The organism is bacterium (genome assembly GCA_016702305.1).
In the GTDB taxonomy this organism is placed as follows: domain Bacteria; phylum Electryoneota; class RPQS01; order RPQS01; family RPQS01; genus JABWCQ01.
Genome location: JADJEH010000009.1, coordinates 63082 through 81488, shown reverse-complemented (window position 1 = coordinate 81488; position 18407 = coordinate 63082). Strand labels below are relative to the sequence as shown.

The following is an 18407-nucleotide window of genomic DNA, read 5'->3' as shown; positions in this document are numbered from 1 at the left end:
TCCCGCCATACGACTACCCACCTGCCTTCCCCCAAAGTCAATACCCCCACGGCCAAGCGCCTCGCGATAGCGGCACCGGGTCCAGCGCCCGCGCTGGCGTTGGTGGTTGTGTTTGCGGGGAAAACTCGCTAAATTGAGCATTAATAAGCACGATTCGCGCATTTGCCCGAGGAATTTCTGAACCGTATCCCGCTCGATATCCGCAATGAGTACGACCCGCTAAAAGTTGTGGTCGTGCACCAGCCCGGTGCCGAACTGGACCGGCTCACCCCCGGCAATGTGCAGGGCTTCCTGATGGAGGACATTCCGTTCTTGCAGCAAATGCAGAACGAGCATGCCGTCTTCCAGATTGCCATGCGCGAACACGGCGTGCATGTCCTGCTGCTGGCCGATCTCGTGAAAGACGTCGTAGCCACTCCCACCGGACGCGAGCGCTTGGTGCGGGAAGCCTGCGAACTGAGTCACAACCCAGCGCTGGTGCGGCCGCTCCTCGATCACTTCTCGGATGACCAGATCACCCGCGTCGTCTTCGAGGGGTTGACGGACAAAGAATTTTCGGCCACAACGCGCGCCACGACCGCCCATGAGGGCCTCGCCCATCACGACGGCTTCCTGATAGACCCCAGTCCGAACTCGTATTTCACGCGCGATCCGGCGATGATCTTTCGCGATGAAGTCATCTCCTGCAACGCGCACTATCCGGCGCGCATCCGCGAGACGTGGGTGACGCACGCCGTACTCGAACTGCATCCGGCGTTCGCGGGGGCGCAGTTTATTTTCGGAGTCAGCGAACTCGAATCGCGGCCCTACACCATTGAAGGCGGTGACATCATCGTCATCAATGAAGATGCCATCGCCATTGGCCGCAGTGAGCGCACCCGCTCGGAGACCATCGCGCTCGTCGCCGGCAATCTCTTTCGCACGGGCCGCGCCAAGCGCGTCTATGAAGTGGAGATTCCGCCCGAACGCGTGTACATGCATTTGGATACGGTGTTCACAATCGTCGGGCCGCACAGCGTCGTTTTCTTTCCGCCCGTCATCGAGCACAGTCCCTCCGTACGCTGTTACGAGTCCGACGCCGAGGGCAAGTCGGTGGTCAAGCGCGAAAAGCGCACGCTCGTGGACATTCTCAAAGACGAACTCGGCAGCCCGCTCAACATCATCCGCACGGCCAACGGCGACGGCCGCTATGCCGCGCGCGAACAGCGCAGCGCCGGTTCCAATATGCTGGCCCTCGCGCCCGACTGCGTCATCTCCTACGAACGCAATGTGCACACCATTCGCGCACTCCGCGATGCCGGAGTAGATGTCATCGAAATCCCCGGCAGCGAACTCGTGCGAGGGTTAGGCGGCCCAAGGTGCATGAGCATGCCGCTGCTAAGGCAGCACGGATAGCGCCTCCGCCGTAGCGCCCAGCTTGCTGGGCAAAATATCTCGGGGAGAATCGAGATGTTGATCGCCCGGCGAATCCGCAGCGCTTGCCGCCGCGCTACCTCCGAAACAACCGCTTGCACAATAAGGTCCGGCCAGAGACCGGACCTAAGTTTCATTTCAAGTTTCTAATTTCCCATTCCCATTTATCCCGCTGCATCATGCCCCGCATCAAAACCATCATCCAAGGCGCCGCCGGTCGCGATTTCCACAACTTCAATACCGTCTATCGCGACAACTCCACTTATGACGTCGTGGCCTTCACCGCCGCGCAAATCCCCGGCATTGACGACCGCACCTACCCCGCCGTCCTCGCTGGAAAGCTCTATCCCAAAGGTATTCCCATTCACGCCGAAAAAGATCTCGAAAAGCTGATTCAAAAGCACGAGATCAATGAGGTCGTGTACTCCTATAGCGACGTTAAGCATGAGTATGTCATGCACTGGGCATCGCGGATCCTCGCTGCCGGCGCCAACTTCAAACTCGTCGGCGGTCGCGAAACGATGATTAAGTCCACCAAACCCGTCGTCGCCGTCTGCGCCGTGCGTACCGGAGCCGGTAAGTCCCAAACCACGCGCCGCGTCGCCGAAATTCTCAAGGCCGCGGGCAAGAAAGTCGTCGCCGTGCGGCATCCGATGCCCTACGGTGATCTGTCCAAGCAAATCGTCCAGCGCTTCGCTTCGATCGCCGACCTCAAGAAACACAACTGCACCATCGAAGAGATGGAAGAGTACGAACCGCACATCGCGCGCGGTCAGGTCATCTATGCAGGAGTGGATTACGAGAAAATCCTTCGGCAGGCCGAGCAGGAAGCCGACGTCGTGCTGTGGGATGGCGGCAATAACGACTTGCCGTTCTTTAAACCCGATATCTACATCACCGTCTGCGACCCACTGCGCGCAGGCAACGAAATGAGCTATCATCCCGGCGAAGCAAATTTCCGCATGGCCAGCGTGCTCGTCATCAACAAAGTGGACAGCGCGTCGCCCGACCAGATGCAGCAGCTCCGCACGTCTATCGAAACGATCAATCCCGCCGCGATGGTCATTGACGCCGCTTCGCCGATCATGGTGGACAAGCCCGAACTTATCCGCGGGAAGCGCGTACTGGTCATCGAGGATGGCCCCACCTGCACGCACGGTGAAATGAAATACGGCGCGGGCGTCGTCGCCGCCAAGAAGTACGGGGCCGCCGAGCTGGTGGACCCGCGTCCGTTCGCTGTCGGTTCCATTGCCGAAACCTTCAAGATTTATCCCGGCATTGGCGCCTTGCTTCCAGCCATGGGGTATGGTGACAAGCAGATGAAAGACCTCGCCGCCACCATTGACAAAGCCAAGGTGGATGCCGTCATCATTGCCACGCCGATTGACCTCGCGCGCGTCATCAAGATCTCCAAGCCAAACGTCCGCGTCGGCTACGAACTACAGGAGATCGGCACACCGACGCTCGAAGATGCACTCGCGCCGTTGCTTGAGGCTCCGAAAAAACGCAAGAAATAGTCACTCGATTTGTGACATTCTCACGCGCCTGGTTCTTCACGAATCAGGCGCGCTTCTTTTTCACAACATCTTAGAATAAGATATAAACCGTCAACTTCACAAAATTGGAGAATCTTCATCACATTCCTTGCGACGCTCGGGTAAGTTGTCGTATATTTTCCCCGTTCAAGTCGCGCCTCCGCTTGAACCAAGTGAATATCTTTCATCAACCGCCTGGGGAATCCATGTTCCGCACCCTCCGCCAACATCGCTGGTTGCCGTGGTTGTTCGTTGTGCCGATGCTCTTCATGATCGGCTGCAGCGACGATGACGACGACAACAACGTGATTGCCGAGCCCGAATCGCTGCGCGATCGCTTTGACTTGCAGCCGCTCGGCCCCATTCCCTATCCACCCAACAACCCGCCGCTGCAAGAGCGCATTTCGTTGGGCCGTTTTCTTTTCTATGACCCGCTGCTCGGTGGTGAGTTGGATGCGTCCTGCGCAACTTGCCATCATCCGGCCTTTGCCTTCGGTGACATGCGCCAGCTCCCTGTCGGCGTTGCCGGAACAGGTGGCCTCGGACCCGACCGGATTCGCGGGAACTCCCACGAGACCGGCGCGCCCGTTGGTTTCACGCCCCGCAACTCGCCGACGATCTTTAACACGGCCTTCAATGCCGATGAATCCGGCGAAGCGACGCATAACGGCTTCTTTTTCTGGGATGGTCGTGTCAAGAGTCTCGAAGTGCAGGCCACCAAACCCATCACCTCGCGTGTTGAAATGCGCGGCGATGCCTATCCCGGCAGCGATGATGTCGCCGCCGCCGATGCGCTCGACAGCGTGCTTGCCCGGCTGCGCGGCGTGCCTGAGTATATCGAACGATTTGCCGTCGCCTTCCCCGAAGAAAACGCCGAGTGGCTCGGCGGCCAGCGCGAACATGTCATTGATTCGTCCACCTATGGCCGCGCAATGGCTTCCTATGAGCGCGAACTCGTCACGCGCAATTCCGCTTATGATCGCTACGTTGACGGTGATGACGATGCCCTCACCGCGGCCCAGTTGCGTGGCCTCGAACTCTTCCACACCAAAGCCAAGTGCGCCGAATGTCATAGCGGCCCAATGTTGAGCGACTATAAATTCGTCGTCAACGGCGTGCCGCAGGAAGGCCCCGGCAAGGCTGTGATTCCCGGTGACGATTGTGGCCGTGAAGAATTCACGCTTAATCCCGCCGACCGCTACGCCTTCCGCACTCCGACCTTGCGCAACGTGGAACTCACCGCGCCGTACATGCACGACGGTGTGTTCGAAACGCTCGAACAGGTCATGGACTTCTACAATCAGGCAGCGTTCCCGCGGCATCCCGATATCTCCGATGAAGAACTCAATGAAGACTTGCGCGCGCCGCTCAACTTGAGCACGCAAGAGATGCAGGACATCATTGCGTTTATGAAATCGTTGACCGATCCCGGCACGCAGCTTTCCCCGTTCCTTACGACGGTACCCGACCGCGTGCCCTCAGGGCTTGTGCCCGTCTTAGGCTTGAGCGCAGGTCCGCCGCCGCCGCCCGCACCCGGTTTCCCCGGCTAATCACTAATCACAAGGAACGGCAGTCGCAAGGCTGCCGTTCTTGATGTTAAGCACGACGTCCTCCATGCAATCCCCATCAATCATCGTTCATCTATTACTATCCCATCTCCGTTAAACTCATCACGCAAATAGAGCGTGCAATCCCGTGCGATGGTTGACAATCCGGTCTTGCATTTCGTCGGCGCAGACCGTAACTTGATTGCACCTACCTCATCCTCCATTCCCGTGGCGGCTGCGGGCTGACTCGATGTCCCTTTCGAGTTGTGCCTGCTTATTTTGCCGAACACCGAGTTGAATGACGCAACTTGCCACCTGTCCCGCCTCCATGGGACAGGTGGTCTCTTTTTGGGAGCCTGCGCAATTGCGCTTCCTCTTTCGACGGATGGCACATGACCTGCATAAAGGAGGTCACATGAAAAAGCTGATTCGTCTGGGTTGCTTCGCGGCGGCACTGCTATCGCTAGCGCTTGCCGCAAACGGTCACTGGGTCAACAAGGACGGCTTCATAGACTATGCCCAGCATCAGGTCGGTATTCCGCCGCAGCCTGTGCGTGCCGACGGAATGCCAGATTTCGATCAGAAACAGGATGGCTGGCACAACGCGCTCGGTCAATGGAATTGGTGTGGACCGGTCGCCGTGGCCAACTGCCTGTGGTGGTTCGATTCCAAATTTGAGATGATCAAATGCATCTCGCTGCCGCCGGGCTCGCAGGTCATGCCGCCGACGGCGAGCGATCACTACTCACTCGTGTCGTCACCCGTGCCGACCATGGATGACCACCTGCCGCAGAATGTCATTCCCTTCATCACCACGCTCGGAAATTCACTGCCGGGAGGTATCGGCTTCGCGGGTATCACCCTCGGTCAGATGCGCCTGATGATCGAGAACTACCTCTCAAGCCCGGCCGTCAATCTGCATGGCCACTACAAAATCACCATCGTGCAATCGCCGACCTTTGATGAAATCTATCGGCAGGTTGAGCAGAGCCAGGATGTTATCGTCCTGCTGGGCTTTTGGCAGCTTGATCAGAGCGGTCAGTGGGGCCGTCTCGGCGGACACTATGTTACCGTCGCGGGAGTGGATAGTCAGAATAACGTCAAGGCTATTTCGTTCAGCGATCCGATCTCCAATGCTGCTGAAGCCGGCGCGCCCGGTATCGTGTGGAACGGTTTCCTGACGCCGCACGGACTCCCCGGGCATCCCGCCGCCGAACACAACGACGCGGGCAACGTTTCGCACGACTATTTCAACATCTCGGCTTCCGCATCTCCCGGCGGCATCATCGCGGCCGATGAATACGGAATCTCGAACACGCCCGAATTCTGGGAGAACTTTCAGAACCTGAATGTGCCCGATCATCTTGCACCATTTCAAACCGCCTACAATCCGAATCTCGGCGTCCACACTGAACTCGAAGCGATTCTCTACATCTGTCCTAACTTCGACTTCGGTGACTTGCAGCCGGACTACCCGACCATGGACCTCACGTCCTGCGGTCCGGCGCATCCGCTGTCCGAAAAGGCTTGGCTCGGCCCGAACATTGACGACGAATTGACCCCGCGCATTCTCGACATGGATAACACGTTCGATGACGGCGTGCAATTTGTCAATCTGCCGTGGTGGCCCGGTGCGTGGGTGCAAGTGACCGTGCAAGTTTCCACCGGACCCTTCTACGCCGGTGAACCGCTCTATCTTAACGCATGGAAAGACGGCAATATTGACGGCGACTTTGATGACGGTCCGCTCGGATCGCCCGAAGATGATTTCCTGGCGTGCGACGAGTGGGTGATTCAGGACGTGCCGGTGGCAGCGGGCATCGCGACGCATGGCTTCTGTGATCCGGGCGTGCTCGATTTCGGTCCGTATGATCTGCGCATGCGCTTCCGTCTCACCAGTCAACCTGTGGGCCGATTCGGTTACGGCGGCTATTGGGGCGGCGGCGTGTCAAATGGCCTCGGTACGTATGACATTGACTGGGTGCTCGGGGAAGTCGAAGACTACCTGTTAACCGACATGCAATTGCCAGTCGCGCTGTTGGACTTCGAAGCCCGGCCCGGATACCATTGCGCCGATCTCACCTGGACAACCGCTTCGGAAACGGAGCTCGACTACTTCGCGATCAACCGCTGCACGGTCGGTCATCCGTGCGAACAGATCGCGCGCATCGCAGGCCGCGGCAGCGTAACGTCCGGCGCGCGCTACTCCTTCCACGATGCGCCGCTCGCCAATGGCATCGCCTATCGCTACACGCTGGTTTCCGTCGCGGTGGACGGCACGATTGACATCCTTGCCGACCGCACCGTCATGCCGTCCGCGGAAATCCTGCCGACGAGCTTCGCGCTCGCGCAGAACCATCCGAATCCGTTTAATGCGAGCACGCAGATCAGCTATGCGCTGCCCGCCGCGTCCGACGTCACGCTGACGGTTTACAATGCCACCGGTCAGCTCGTCCGCACGCTCGTCTCCGCGCGGCAGGAAGCCGGCTACTATCGCGTCAACTTCGGTTCGTCCGATTTGGCCAGCGGAGTGTATCTCTATCTGCTCAAGACCGATCACTTCTCGCAGACGCGCAAAATGGTGCTTATCCGATGATCACTTGCCATAATCCATGATGGAAAAAGGAAGCGGGCCGGTCTCAGTGAGACCGGCCCGCTTGAATTTCGCAAATCCTACTTTAACCCTTGATCATGGTCAGAAGCATCTTGAAATCTGTCGTGGCCTTGACCGCGTGCGGAATATTCGCGGGCATAATCACGAACTCGCCCGCTCGCGCCGCCGTCGGTGCCCCGCCAATGATCAATTCCACTTCGCCGTCAAGCACGTGGACCATTGCATCAAACGGCGCCGAATGCTCGGACAGCTCTTGGCCGCGCGCGAAGGCGAACAGCGTGATCGTCCCGTGCGGCTGTTTCACAAGCGTCTTGCTGACCACCGCGCCCGGCGCGTAAGCGATGTCGTTGACCAAATGAGTCGTTGTTGTCATGATAGAATTCGGTTAATGAGTCGGCGCGCGCAAACTGTCCTGTTCGCTCAACACGCGCGGTAAATCCCAGACGCACAGCATGTAGGGCCGCGTCGTCGCGCCGTCGAGATATTCGCGTGTGCGAAAGACCTCGTGGCGGCGGGCGAAATAGAGCGTGTCACTATTGACTTTGTACATATAGCTCCAATAGGCCAAGGGAAACGCGCTGTAATCGCCCGCGACTTTGGGATAGGCGCTGAAAGCATGAAAGATCAGGTAGTCCACGCCGCGGTTGGCAAAGTACTCGTGCAGCATGCCAGATCGCAGTGTGTCCTGATAGTTCACGTTGTTGACCAGACCGTCCAGATTGATCGTGCGGCGTTCGCTGAAATAGCCGAACGTGCCCGTGTCTTTCTGCGCGAAGATCGCGTCCGCCGGAGTATTCTGCTTGGCCCACTGCGCGGCGTCGTAGGAAGCCGCGTTGTATTCGTGCTCGAGCCCGGTCGAAGCGGTCCACGCGGCACCGGCTGAAATCATCACGAACAGCGCCGCCCAGAGCAGTTTCGGAGCGAGCAGCGCGCGGTAGCGCCAGGCCAGATCACCAAGCAGCACGCAGAGAAACAGGTTGTAGGCGATGAAGTGCCACCCGAACACGCCCCACTGCATGAACAGGGCCGTGTGCAAATAGTGAACGATGATCGCCGCGCCCAGGAATGCCATGCCCGCCCGCAGCGTATGTTCCGGCGGCGTGATCGCGGCGCGGCGAGTGCGAAAGTAGTTCACGATGTACAGCAGCGCGGCGACGGCGATGCTGGTTTGCGCTACGCCGAGCTTCTTCAAAGTCTTGGGAGCCAGCGCGATGTGGGGGAAGGTGGACTTCAACTTGCCGCTCATCGGCATAATGCCGTCGAAGTAGAGCGCATTGTGAATCAGATACGGCAGAATCACCGCGGCGAAGCCGACGCCCATCAGCAGATAGCGCCAGAAATGCTCGCGGCGCCGCTCGCCGTGAAACAAAAAGAGCACGCCGCCGACCATGAAGATCAGGAGCGGCAGAAAAACGTGGTCGAGCCTGGCCAAGAACACCAAGCCGAGCAGCACGCCTGTGACGAGCGACGGCAGGGCCGAGTAGCGAGTAAACGGCTGAGCGTTGAGCACAAAGACAAACAGCAAGGCCAGCGCGCCGATGAGCATGGTGGATTCCATGCCGTTGGCGCCCGGCGCGACAATCGCAAAAACGTAAGCCAAGCCAAAGATCGTGGCCGCGGCTGCCGAGAGCACGCGCCGCAGCGTGACATGCAACAACCAACCGATGCCGGTCAAGGTCAGCACTTGCAGAATCAGCATCGCGCGGGTCATGGCTTCCGGTTCCCCGGCGTGGATCCAGTAGATCGGCACGAGCGCGAACAGCCAGAGCGGCTGGAAGCCGTTCGTCGGGTCAATGCCATCGAAGGTCATGCCGCGACCTTGAGCCATGCTCTGCGCCGTCTTAAGAAAATAGAACACATCATCCGGAACCGATTCGAGCACCTGCCGGAAATCGGAGAATAGATAGAAACCGATGGCCACCGCCGCATAGGCCAGCAGGGTCACGGCGAACACGAGCGACAATCGCCGGTCGTGCTGGGTGAGCGAAGTGGGGGAGGAGGTCATGGTGGCGCGGGTCGCGATGCGGTCGGAGATCGGGGTTGATTACATGGCTTGGGGGAATGTAGTGAAAAATGGCGAACCGTCCAACAAGTTCGTCGGGTCGGAGGGATTCAATCGAACGCGAAGGGTGTGCCGCACGGGCCGGACTCCGGTGGCCAGCCTGCCGGGTTTCTCGTGCCGGAGGTTAAGTTTATAGATGGTGTATAATATAATACAGAAAAAAGACAACGTCAAGAGAAAAATTACAGTTTATTGAACTTATAAAGCGATTGTCGGGATTTAAGTTGTGAAAATGCGGAGGCGGACGCCTATCCCCTGGCCCCTTCCCCCGTGAACGGAGGAAGGAGGAGCGGAGCAGAGGGATCCTTCAGGCCGGGGCGGCCTTCAGGATGACATGATGTTTGGCGAAGGTGGTGCGGCTGGATGTCTCTCGGCTTATGGTGGGGGGAAAGGCGCTTTGTGGGCATGCTTGCGCCCTTGCGGAGGAATCCGTATATTCCTGCTTATCGGTGTGTGCAATTTAAACGTAAGAGGAACATAAGTTTATGGTTCGCGTGGAGTCAACGCCAGCATTCGTCGCAGAAGCATATCGTAAGATGGAAGAACGGATCGCCGTGGTGCGTAAGCGCTTGGGCCGTCCACTGACATTGGCCGAGAAACACCTGTTCGGGCATCTCGACGATCCGCATACAGAAGACTTGCATCCCGGCAAGTCTTATTTGCAACTGCGCCCGGATCGAGTGGCGATGCAGGATGCGACCGCGCAGATGGCCCTCTTGCAATTCATGTCAGCAGGTCTGAAGAGCGTGGCGGTGCCGTCCACCGTGCATTGCGATCACCTGATTCAAGCGCGCGTCGGTGCGAGCGAAGATTTGAAAAATGCGGTCGTGACCAATAAGGAAGTGTACGACTTCCTGCGCACGGTATCGCAGAAATACAATATCGGTTTTTGGCAGCCGGGCGCCGGTATCATTCATCAAGTGGTGCTCGAGCAATACGCGTTTCCGGGCGGGATGATGATCGGCACGGATTCGCATACACCGAATGCCGGCGGACTGGCGATGTTCGCGTCGGGCGTCGGCGGCGCGGATGCCGTTGACGTGATGGCCGGACTGCCTTGGGAGGTCCTCTATCCGCAGCGCATCGGTGTGCATCTAAAAGGGAAAATGAACGGCTGGGCCTCAGCCAAGGATATCATTCTCGTCGTGCTCGGTATTCTCACCGTCAAAGGCGGCACCAACGCCGTGATCGAATACTTCGGCGAAGGCGCCGCGACGATTTCGGCGACCGGCAAAGGCACAATCTGCAACATGGGAGCGGAGCTGGGCGCCACGACATCGGTGTTCCCGTACGACGCGCCGATGGAGCGCTATCTGCGGGCGACGGAACGCGGCGATCTGGCTGATCTGGCGAACAAGCATCGTCATTTGGTCACGCTTGATAGCGAAGTCTATCAGTCGCCGGAGAAGTATTATGACCGCGTGATTGAGATAGATTTGAACACGCTCGAACCTTACGTTGTCGGTCCACATTCGCCCGATGCGGCGCGGCCGATTTCAGAATTGAAGAAGGCCGCCAAAGAGAACGGGTGGCCGCTCGACTTAACCAACGCGTTGATCGGGTCGTGCACGAATTCGTCGTATGAAGATATTTCACGCGCGGCGGTGATCGCCGATCAGGCGGCGGCCAAAGGGTTGAAATCGCCGGTGCCGCTGTATGTGACGCCGGGCAGCGAGCAGGTGTTCCGCACGATTCAGCGCGACGGTCAGATGCAGCGCCTCGAAAAGATCGGCGCGGTCGTGCTGGCCAACGCGTGCGGTCCGTGCATCGGACAGTGGAAGCGCGACGACGTAAAGGGTGATGAAGTCAACTCGATCATGTCGAGTTACAATCGCAACTTCCCGGGCCGCAACGACGGTTCGCCGCACACGCTGTCGTTCTTGACGAGTCCGGAAATTACCGTCGCGTTTGCGCTGGCGGGAACGCTGGACTTTGATCCGCTGAACGACCCCGTGCCGGGATTGGGTGTGAAACTTGACGTGCCCGCGCCGCAGCCTGATCTCCCGGCGCAGGGTTACATTCGCGATACGGAAGGTTATCTGGCTCCGGCGAGCGGCGACGTCGAGGTGATCGTTGATCCAAAGTCCGAGCGTTTGCAGGTGCTCGATCCGTTTAAGCCGTGGCATGGCCAGGACTATGTTGATCTGCCGCTGTTGCTGAAGGCGAAAGGCAAGTGCACGACGGATCATATATCGCCGGCGGGTAAGTGGCTGAAGTTCCGCGGGCATCTCGACAACATCTCGAACAATATGTTCAGCGGCGCGATAAACGCGTTTGACGGCGGACGCGGCACGATCACGCATCCGCTGACAGGCGAGAAGAATGTTGAGACATCGAAGGCGGCGCGTGATATCAAGGCCGCCGGGAAGATGTGGGTGGTTGTCGGCGACGAGAATTACGGTGAAGGCTCGTCGCGTGAACACGCCGCGATGTCGCCGCGCTTGCTGGGCTGCGGCGCGGTGATCACGCGCAGCTTCGCGCGCATTCACCAATCGAACCTGAAGAAGCAGGGGATTCTGCCGCTGACGTTCCAGAATCCCGGCGACTATGAGAAGGTCCAGGAGGGCGACAGGATATCGCTGGTGGATCTGGCCGGATTGACGCCGGGGAAACCGGTGAAGATGATTGCCAAGCATGCCGACGGAACGAGCGACACGATGCTTCTGGATCAGACGTTGAATGCCGAGCAGATCGCGTGGTTCCGCGCGGGCAGCGCGCTCAATCTTCTGCGGGAGAAATCCAAATAGGCGACCGACCGATTGACTCCGGAGTACGGATCGGGCACGTTCATCTGAAAGTGTCTGATCTGGATCGGGCGCTGCAATTTTATTGCGGTGTGCTGGGGTTCGATCTTGTGCAGCGGATGGGCAACGGAGCGGCATTCATCAGCGCGGGCGGATATCATCATCATCTTGGACTGAACACGTGGCACAGCCGCGGCGCACCTCCGCCGCCGGAACGTTCGACGGGGCTTTATCATGTGGCGATTCTCTATCCGACGCGCGCTGCGCTGGCCGATGCGCTGAGGCGCTTGATGCATGCGGAGATTGCTCTGGAAGGCGCGGCGGATCACGGCGTGAGTGAAGCGCTCTACTTGCATGATCCAGATTTCAACGGACTTGAACTCTATTGGGACCGACCCGAACGGCAGTGGCCGCGGGACCCTGACGGTAACTTGAGAATGGTCACCGAGCCGCTTGACCTTGAGGACTTGTTAGCAGAATTGAAATAAACGCGAACGCCCTGTCTAACGAGACAGGGCGTGGCGCTCAGAGACGAAGCGTTAGAATTCGAGCGGACAACCGTGCAATGGGAGGCGAATCATGTCAACAAGCGCGTGGGTGAGTTTGGGCGCTGTTGCCGTCTTGATTGCCATAATCAGACTCGCGCTGCGCCGCGAGGGACCAGAGCCGCGGCGGCGCGAAAGAGGGACAGATCCCGATGGCACGCCGTATTTCCCTGACTCTCACGATTCCGACTCGTCCGACCCGGCCAACGATGACGGCGACGGAGGAGACGGTGACGGCGGAGATGGCGACGGAGGAGGCGGTGACGGAGGAGACTGAGTGCCTTAGCCGGCGGCGTTGAGCGCGCGTCGGCGGTCGAGAGCCCGCAGGCGCGCTAAGGTCTTGTTACGGATCTTCATTTCACTGGAACGCAACACATCGGTATTGTCGTCGTGACGGCGATAGCGATAGCAGACCAGATGGACGCGGCCCACTTCATATTTCTCGCCGCACTTCAGCACGAGATCGTAATCTTCGCCGTAGTGCCCGAGTTCGCCTTCATCGAAGCCGCCGAATTCCAGAATCACACTGCGATGCCAGCAGCGTAACGCGCCGGCGCCGTCGCGGCGCAGAATGTTGTTGCGGTTGTACTGCTCGTGCTTGATCACTCCGAAATCGGGCAGGACGTTGCCGTCGACGTCCATCAGCTCGTAGTAGCTGATGGCCAAACCCCACGTGGGGTTGCTGTCGAGATGATCGGCCATGGTGCGCAGCGTGTGCGGCAGGTGCTCGTCGTCGCTGTCGAGCTGCGCGATGTATTGACCTTGCGCGGCACGGACGCCGAGATTGAGCGACACCGCGATGACGTTGCGGTCGTTTTCGATTAACTTAATGCGCGGGTCGCGGGCCATGTAGCTGCGCACGACGTCGCGGGTATTATCGGTCGAGCCGTTGTCTACGATGACGTACTCCCAATCGGAGATGTCGGCGGCTTGCACGGACTCAATGGCTTTGCCGATGAACTTGGCGCGATTGTAGACGGGTGTGACGACGGAGATGCGGGGAGTGCTTGTCGAGTTTACCCCTCCTTGCCCGCCCGCTGAAGTGCGGGGAGATGCGGAGCGGTCGCCAGCGAGCCAGGCGTGTTCGCGCTTCAGGAAATTATAGAAGACCTGCTCGGTGTGGTGCTCGGTTTCTTTGTCCATGAAGAGATACGAGAATCCGCCGAGGGCGCCGCGGCCGGGATAGAAGAGTTTGGATTTTATTGCCTGTTCAGCGGCGTCGGTTTGCGGCGCGGGGACGACAGCCAACGGGCCGCCGATGTGCACGCGGGTCGTGCTGCCCCAGCTTTTCAGGAGCAGATCGTAGAAGGCGGCTTTATGGTGCTCGGTGTCGAGTCCGCCGAGTGAGTTCAACCACTCGACGCGCACGGCCCAGACCGGGCCCCAGTCTTCGCGTTCGGTGATGTCGCCGAGATCGTGACGCACGGTGAAAGGTTGATCACCGTCAGCCGAGCGCCACGCGTAGTCGCCGAAGAAGAACCGCGCGGCAGGATGCGCGGCTGCTGCGGCGAGCAGGCGTTCACGCCAGCCGTCCGGCAGCGTGAGCAGGTCGGCCGGCAGAAAGAGCAGCAGACCGCGTGTGGCGCGGCGCGCGGCTTCATTTAGACAGGCCGCGAAGTTGTCCGCACAGGCGGCGAGCGGAGCAAATTCCGGCGCGGCGGCGCCGGCCGAGAAGAGTTCGACATCCGTCAGTTGTGCGACGGGAAATTCAGCAAGCAGTCCGCTTGCGCCCGTTTGAGTCCATCCGGAAAGTTTCATGCGTGTTGTGCGCTCGCTCTGGGCGAGTTTATTGTTCGTCGTGATTGGCTGGTCTGCTGCGCAAGCGGAGACCGGCGGCTACGCGCTCGTGTTGTCGGGCGGCGGAGCGCGCGGCTTCGCGCACATCGGCGTGTTGAAGGCATTGGAAGAAGAAGAACTGATCCCCGACATGATCGTCGGGTCGTCCGTCGGCGGAATAATCGGCGGACTGTATTGTGCAGGCTATACGCCGGAGGAGCTGCGCGATCTTTCGGTATCCACGGAGTGGAGCAGGCTGTTTCTCGATCGTCCGGCGCGGCGCAATCTGGTGCTTGCGCAGAAGGAGAACTCCGGCAAGGGGCTTCTGACGCTGCGCTTTCGCGGCTGGACGCCGGAGGTGCCGGTGGCAGTATCCGGTGGGCAGAAGCTCTACGATCTGTTATTCGATCTTGAGCAGAACGCGCGTTTTCACGCGTGGAACAGCTTCGACGATTTTCCGGTACGGCTGCGCCTTCTGGCGTCGGACATCGTGCATGGAACGCCGGTGGTGTTCCGTCACGGGAGCATCGCCGAGGCGATGCGCGCATCGTCGTCGCTGCCGCTGGTGTATATTCCTTATCCGTTAGGTGACATGCGCCTAATAGATGGCGGCGTCACGGAGAATATTCCGGTCGAGCAGGCGCGTGAAGAGGGGGCCGACTTTGTGCTGGCCGTTGACGTGACGACGCCTGTAATCCCCGGTGAAGCGATCGACTTGCCGTGGGAATTGTCCGACCGCGTGACGACAATCTTGCAGCTTGAGCAGAATGAGCAGTCGCGGCGAACGGCGGATGTCGTGATCGAACCGCAAGTGGGAGAACACACTTCTACGGACTTCAGCAAGATTGACAGTCTGATCGAAGCGGGTTACGCGGCGGGTAAGGCAATCGCGAGTGAGTTGCGGGCCAAGCTGCACGGGCGCGGTCTGGCGGCGCGGCCGCTGTTCGCGGCATCGCGGGCAGGATTATCGGTAAGTGAACGCACGCGCGACGAATTTGAAGCCAGCTTTCCGAATCACGGCGAAGCCGCTACGCGGATCATACATGCCGGGATAACGGTCTTCGCGGACTCGCTCGTCAACAACGTGCCGCCGGCGGAAGTGGCGCGTCGCTATCAGGAGCGCGGACTGACGCTGGCGCGGCCCATTCGTTTGGAGCAGAGCACGGACGGCGGACTGTTTTGCGAATGGGACGAAGGGATCATTCGCAAGATCAGCGTGGACGGCGTGGAGCATGTGAAGCCAAGCGTGCTCCTGCGCGACTTTCCGCTGCGCGAAGGCGACCGCTTTGATGTGCGCCGGGCAAAACGGGGGTTGGCGCAGATTCAGGGCAACGAGCGATTCGATCTGGTGGCGCTGGCGCATGCGGCGACAGACAAGGGGACCTATCTGACGCTGCGGGCGATTGAACGGGCCACGCCGCAATTGCGCATCGGTGCCGGGTATTCGAGTGAGCGCAAGGGGCGCGGCTTCATCGAGTTCACGCACGACCGACTGGAGCCCATCGGCGGGCGCGTGACGCTTTTTGGAAAATACGGCGAGATGGACGAGGAATTGCGCGGCACGCGGCGGATAGACCGCATTCTCAATTCAAACTTCACCGCGGAGTATAACGCGTTTTGGGAGCGCGAAGAGCACCGCTTCTTTGACGACCGCCATGAAAGCAGCGGATCGTTCTTTTTTGAACGCACGGGGACGGATGCATGGGCCGGGCGCGCGCTGCGGCGCTGGGGAGAAATTGGCGCAGGCTTAGGCTATCGCGACTATCGCACGGGCGGCGTCAGCAGCGACACACGAGCGAGTCATGCATGGGTGGGCTTGCGCACGCATGTGGACACGCAGGACAGCTATCCGTTTCCCTCGCGCGGAATTCTTTTGCGGAGTCAGTATCAACTGGTCGTGCAGTCCACGGGTGATTTGAAAGCGAATAGATTGACGACGACCGCGGCGGCGTATGTTCCAGTGCGACCGCGCTGGACGGCGGCCTTGCATGGTGATTACGGCTGGAATGACACGCAGCTACCGCTGTGGGGGCAATACTGCTTCGGCGGTGAACATCAAATGCCGGGATTGCACGAAGGCGAGCGCTTCGGTAATTCCATGTTCGCGCTGCAATTTGAAGCGCGCTATGACTTGCTGTCGCGATTGCTCGCGGATGCCTACGTTTCGGCGCTGTATTCGCTGGGCGGTGTGTCGCCGCTCTCGGATCCATTCCCGGCGGTGGAAGATTATCGGCACAGCTTCGGTGCGCGGTTCGCGCTGGCGACGCTGTTCGGTCCGATGTCGCTAACGGCGGGGGAGATGATCAAGAGCCAAAATGAGACGGGGAGTTTCCATGTTTACCTCAATCTTGGCCACGAGTTTTAGTTAGGGCCGGAGGATCGGGGTAAGCGGTATGAGGCAGGACGGCTACAGATTGGTCAGGTTCAGCCATTCGGTGCTTTGGACAACCGGGAGCTGGAGGGCGCGTTCGCGATCCAAATCCAAGTCGCTGACGTGAATGCCTTGCGGCGATTGAACCCACTTGTAGATTGAGTAGATAAACAGGCGCGCGAATTTGCGCAGCCATTCCTTGAGTTGACCCGGTCCATAGGCCGGGTCGAGTTGTTTTAGGGCTTCGTCGCTGAAACGCAGTTCGAGTTCGCGCAGGACTTCCGGGAGCGGGAGTTTGCGTCCGGCGAAAAGCTCGAAGCAGGCGTCGAGCACGGGATAAGGCATCAGATCGCGCTCGTCTTCCTGATTCTCGGCCAATTCAGCGGACGGCCGGAGCGTGAGCAGGGTCGCGAGACTTGCGAAATTCAGGCGCGATTGATAGTGGGTGAGCAGGGCCGTAACGAGCGTTTTGGGGACGTTGGCGATGGGCGCATAGCCGCCGGAGAGATCGCCGCCGATGGTCGTGTAGCCGACAGCTTTCTCGGACATGTTGCCCGTTTGCAGCCAGAGTCCGCGTGATTGATTCGACCAGTTCCACATGCGCAGCGCACGGATGCGGGCTTGAATATTCTGTTCGGTCAGCGGCGCAAGTCGGGCCACGCCACTCAAGCGCAGTGCGGCGGCGCGTTCGACGGCGACGGCATCTTCGATGGAATCTTCCATGAACGTTACGCCGAGGTCGCGGGCGAGATCGCGGGCGACGTTGCGGGTGGCGTCGCTGTTGAAATGCGTGGGCAGCGAGAAGGCGTGGACGAAATCGCGGGGGTCGCGATTCAGACGACGCGCGGCATCGCAGGCTAACAAGAGCACGAGTGCGGAGTCTTTGCCGCCGGAGAGCGACACCCCGAGGCGGTCGAAGGCGCGAGTCTTCGCGAAATAGTCGGCGATGCCCAGCGCGAGCGCGGCGCTAAGGTCGTCAAAAAATGCGCTATGCGTGTCGGGGTGAATCGCGACCGGAACGGGTGCATGCAGATCGAGCACCGAAATCTGCTCAACCCAGCGCGGGCTTTCGAAGATCAGCTCGCCGTTGCGCGCGGCGAGCGACGTCCCGTCGAAGATCAAGCTGTCGTTGGCGCCGACCTGATTGACGTAGATCAGGGGAATGCCCGCGGCACGGGATCGCGCGCGGAGGAGATCACGGCGGGCTTCGGCGACGCCGATGCGCCACGGCGACGCGGAGAGATTGACGGAGAGCTGCGCGCCGCGCTCGACACGCGAGAGCAGCGGGCCGCACTCGACCCATAGGTCTTCACAAATCTCGAGTGCGAGTTTGCCGAAGGGAGTGTCGAAGACCAGATCGCCAAAGGGAACGCCGCGATGATCAGTGAGATCGCCCGGAGTGCCCGCCGAGAAGGTGCGGCCTTCGTAGAAGACATTGTAGCTGGCGAGATGCTGCTTGGGCACGACGCCGAGAATATGGCCGTGATGCACGAGCGCGGCGCAGTTGTAGATCTTCTCGGCGTGGGTGACAGCGAGACCGACCGCGAGATAGAGGTTTAGCTCCGCCGTATCGCGGGCGATGCGCTGCAACTCCTGCCACTGCTGCTCAACATAATCGGGCCAGAGGACGAGGTCTTCGCTGGGGTAGCCCGCGAGCACAAGTTCGCTTGCGACCGCGAGTTCACAATCCCGGGCGACGGCTGCGCGCGCGGCGGCAATCACGCGGTCCGCATTGGAACGCAGTGCGCCGACGGTAGGGTTGAGATTGCAGAGAGCGAGACGCAAGCGGAAATGTTGGAT

12 protein-coding genes are annotated in these 18407 nt (G+C 59.7%); 8 read left to right on the top strand and 4 right to left on the bottom strand.

Annotated features, from left to right (window positions below):
* The first annotated feature begins 162 nt into the window (after positions 1 to 162).
* The 4 genes from IPH10_09155 to IPH10_09140 all read left to right on the top strand — a co-directional run bounded on the left by IPH10_09155 (position 163) and on the right by IPH10_09140 (position 7091).
* The gene (locus IPH10_09155) at positions 163 to 1395 is read left to right on the top strand and encodes a hypothetical protein (protein MBK6911077.1); all 1233 of its coding nucleotides are present in this window, start codon (positions 163 to 165) and stop codon (positions 1393 to 1395) included.
* Between the two features lie 197 nt (positions 1396 to 1592).
* Positions 1593 to 2930, top strand: coding sequence for a GTPase (locus tag IPH10_09150; GenBank protein MBK6911076.1), 1338 nt, complete (start codon positions 1593 to 1595; stop codon positions 2928 to 2930).
* Positions 2931 to 3154: 224 nt separating this feature from the next.
* Positions 3155 to 4498 (top strand): c-type cytochrome, encoded by a 1344-nt coding sequence (locus IPH10_09145; GenBank protein MBK6911075.1) that lies wholly within the window; start codon positions 3155 to 3157, stop codon positions 4496 to 4498.
* Between the two features lie 412 nt (positions 4499 to 4910).
* Positions 4911 to 7091 (top strand): T9SS type A sorting domain-containing protein, encoded by a 2181-nt coding sequence (locus IPH10_09140; protein ID MBK6911074.1) that lies wholly within the window; start codon positions 4911 to 4913, stop codon positions 7089 to 7091.
* 82 nt (positions 7092 to 7173) lie between these two features.
* On the opposite strand, the gene IPH10_09135 is transcribed toward IPH10_09140, so the two are convergent.
* Positions 7174 to 7482 (bottom strand): cupin domain-containing protein, encoded by a 309-nt coding sequence (locus IPH10_09135; GenBank protein ID MBK6911073.1) that lies wholly within the window; start codon positions 7480 to 7482, stop codon positions 7174 to 7176.
* 12 nt (positions 7483 to 7494) lie between these two features.
* Entirely contained in the window at positions 7495 to 9114 is a 1620-nt protein-coding gene (locus IPH10_09130; protein ID MBK6911072.1) for a hypothetical protein, read from the bottom strand.
* Between the two features lie 542 nt (positions 9115 to 9656).
* Between IPH10_09130 and IPH10_09125 the strand changes: the two genes are divergently transcribed.
* From IPH10_09125 to IPH10_09115, 3 genes are all read left to right on the top strand, one after another.
* Positions 9657 to 11918 (top strand): aconitate hydratase, encoded by a 2262-nt coding sequence (locus tag IPH10_09125; GenBank protein MBK6911071.1) that lies wholly within the window; start codon positions 9657 to 9659, stop codon positions 11916 to 11918.
* Positions 11915 to 12403: a VOC family protein gene (locus IPH10_09120; GenBank protein MBK6911070.1), complete on the top strand. Its 489-nt coding sequence runs from the start codon at positions 11915 to 11917 to the stop codon at positions 12401 to 12403. Before IPH10_09125 ends, IPH10_09120 begins: the two co-directional genes overlap by 4 nt.
* A 91-nt stretch (positions 12404 to 12494) precedes the next feature.
* Entirely contained in the window at positions 12495 to 12737 is a 243-nt protein-coding gene (locus tag IPH10_09115; GenBank protein MBK6911069.1) for a hypothetical protein, read from the top strand.
* Between the two features lie 5 nt (positions 12738 to 12742).
* Here the strand turns inward: IPH10_09115 and IPH10_09110 are convergent, their stop codons facing one another.
* Positions 12743 to 14218: a glycosyltransferase family 2 protein gene (locus IPH10_09110; GenBank protein MBK6911068.1), complete on the bottom strand. Its 1476-nt coding sequence runs from the start codon at positions 14216 to 14218 to the stop codon at positions 12743 to 12745.
* On the opposite strand from IPH10_09110, the gene IPH10_09105 reads away from it, so the two are divergent.
* On the top strand, positions 14217 to 16601 hold the full coding sequence (locus IPH10_09105) for a patatin-like phospholipase family protein (protein ID MBK6911067.1): 2385 nt from the start codon (positions 14217 to 14219) through the stop codon (positions 16599 to 16601). The two genes, IPH10_09110 and IPH10_09105, sit on opposite strands and share 2 nt — an antisense overlap.
* Before the next feature lie 42 nt (positions 16602 to 16643).
* Here the strand turns inward: IPH10_09105 and nadE are convergent, their stop codons facing one another.
* Positions 16644 to 18407 carry an NAD(+) synthase gene (gene nadE, locus IPH10_09100; GenBank protein MBK6911066.1) on the bottom strand — a complete coding sequence of 588 codons (1764 nt, stop codon included), beginning with the start codon at positions 18405 to 18407 and terminating at the stop codon, positions 16644 to 16646.

Coding starts and splice junctions, on each gene's coding strand:
- IPH10_09150 (MBK6911076.1), top strand. CDS start 1,593: ATGCCCCGCATCAAAACCATCATCCAAGGCGCCGCCGGTCGCGATTTC.
- IPH10_09135 (MBK6911073.1), bottom strand. CDS start 7,482: ATGACAACAACGACTCATTTGGTCAACGACATCGCTTACGCGCCGGGC.
- IPH10_09140 (MBK6911074.1), top strand. CDS start 4,911: ATGAAAAAGCTGATTCGTCTGGGTTGCTTCGCGGCGGCACTGCTATCG.
- IPH10_09125 (MBK6911071.1), top strand. CDS start 9,657: ATGGTTCGCGTGGAGTCAACGCCAGCATTCGTCGCAGAAGCATATCGT.
- IPH10_09110 (MBK6911068.1), bottom strand. CDS start 14,218: ATGAAACTTTCCGGATGGACTCAAACGGGCGCAAGCGGACTGCTTGCT.
- IPH10_09105 (MBK6911067.1), top strand. CDS start 14,217: ATGCGTGTTGTGCGCTCGCTCTGGGCGAGTTTATTGTTCGTCGTGATT.
- IPH10_09130 (MBK6911072.1), bottom strand. CDS start 9,114: ATGACCTCCTCCCCCACTTCGCTCACCCAGCACGACCGGCGATTGTCG.
- IPH10_09115 (MBK6911069.1), top strand. CDS start 12,495: ATGTCAACAAGCGCGTGGGTGAGTTTGGGCGCTGTTGCCGTCTTGATT.
- IPH10_09145 (MBK6911075.1), top strand. CDS start 3,155: ATGTTCCGCACCCTCCGCCAACATCGCTGGTTGCCGTGGTTGTTCGTT.